1 protein-coding gene is annotated in these 1,654 nt (G+C 65.1%); it reads left to right on the top strand.

What is annotated here, in order from left to right; genetic code table 11:
• Positions 1 to 73 precede the first annotated feature (73 nt).
• A protein-coding gene (locus GYA94_RS19940; protein WP_086937305.1) for an IS3 family transposase occupies positions 74 to 1,620 on the top strand; the annotation gives its coding sequence in 2 pieces (ribosomal slippage) (positions 74 to 560 and positions 560 to 1,620; 1,548 coding nt in all).
• Positions 1,621 to 1,654: the final 34 nt, after the last annotated feature.

Here is a 1,654-nt window from a genome sequence, read left to right as displayed (position 1 = left end):
CCCGCCGCGTCAGGATAGTTGTCGTGTGAGTTGATTCGATGAGTCTTGGTCGGTGGGCGGAAGTGAGAGCCGTGTGGCGCGTTATTCGATAGAGCATCGGGAGTGGGTGGTGCGGCAGATGATGCCGCCCTTGAACCGGACGGTGCCGGAGCTGGTGGAAGCGACAGGCATTACTGATGCCACCCTGTATGCTTGGCGCAAACAGGCCAGAGCAGCGGGAGCAGTGGTGCCGGGAGATGGACAGCAGGCCGACCAGTGGTCGAGCCAGGACAAGTTTCGGGTGGTGCTGGAAAGCGCCAGCCTCAATGCGGCTGAGCTGGCGGAGTACTGCCGGCGCAAAGGCCTGTATGTCGAGCAGATCAACGCCTGGCGCGAAGCCTGCGAGCAGGCCAACAGCCTGGCTCAGCCGATCAAGACCCGGCGCGAACGCGAAGAGGAAAAGGCCGCGAAGAAGCGCATCAAGCAGCTGGAGCGTGAACTGCGGCGCAAGGATGCGGCGCTGGCAGAAACCGCGGCTCTGCTGGTGTTGCGAAAAAAAGCCGAGGCGCTCTGGGGGAAGGACGAGGACGAATGATCAGCGCCCCGGATCGCCGTGAAACGCTGCAGTTGATCGAGGACGCCGTGGCGGCGGGAGCGCGGCGGGCGCAGGCCTGCGCCGAACTGGGCCTGTCGCTGCGCAGCCTGCAGCGCTGGCAGCACTGCCCGGAGGATCGGCGTCCTTCGGCACAGCGAGCTGAGCCGGCCAACAAGCTGACCCCGCAAGAGCGCCGCCGCGTGCTGGAGGTCGCCAACCAGCCCGAGTTTGCCAGCCTGCCGCCGCAGCAGATCGTGGCGCGGCTGGCCGATCAGGGCACCTGGCTGGCCTCGGAGTCGACCTTTTACCGGTTGCTGAAGGACGCCGAACAGCAGCATCCGCGCGGCCGTAGCCGCCCACCGGTGAAACGAGCGCTGACGACCCATGTGGCCGACGGCCCGAACCAGCTGTGGTGCTGGGACATCACCTGGCTGCCGACCACGGTCAAGGGCCGTTACTTCTACTGGTACATGATCAAGGACGTCTACAGCCGGAAGCTGGTGGCCAACGAGGTGCATGAAAGTGAAAGCGCCGAGCAGGCCGCCCAGCTGCTACGCCAGGCCTGCCTACGTGAACAGCGAGCAGGCCAGCCGCTGGTACTGCACTCGGACAACGGCAGCGCGATGAAGGGCTCGACCATGCTGGCGGCCATGCAGAACCTGGGTGTGATGCCCTCGTTCAGCCGCCCGCGGGTGAGCAATGACAACGCCTATGCCGAGGCCTTGTTCCGCACGGCGAAGTACTGCCCGCTGTGGCCGGAGCGGCCCTTCGACACGCTGGAGCAGGCCAGGAACTGGGTGAACAGCTTCGTGGCCTGGTACAACCATGAACATCGCCACAGCGCCCTGAAGTTCGTGACCCCGGCGCAGCGACATACTGGCCAGGCGGAAGAGTTGCTGCGCAAGCGTATCGAGCTGTACGAGGCGGCGCGTGCACGGCACCCGGAGCGCTGGAGCGGCAACATCAGGAACTGGGTGCTGGCACCAATCGTGTGCCTGAACCCGGAGCGGGAAGCGGTACTGCAGCAAACATCAAAGGCAGCGTGACACGCTCACGCGACAACTACCTTGAAAATCGCCG

Source organism: Pseudomonas juntendi, assembly GCF_009932375.1.
In the GTDB taxonomy this organism is placed as follows: Bacteria; Pseudomonadota; Gammaproteobacteria; order Pseudomonadales; family Pseudomonadaceae; genus Aquipseudomonas; species Aquipseudomonas juntendi.
Note: the sequence above shows the minus strand (reverse complement) of the source record. Positions and strands in the feature narration are given on the sequence as shown.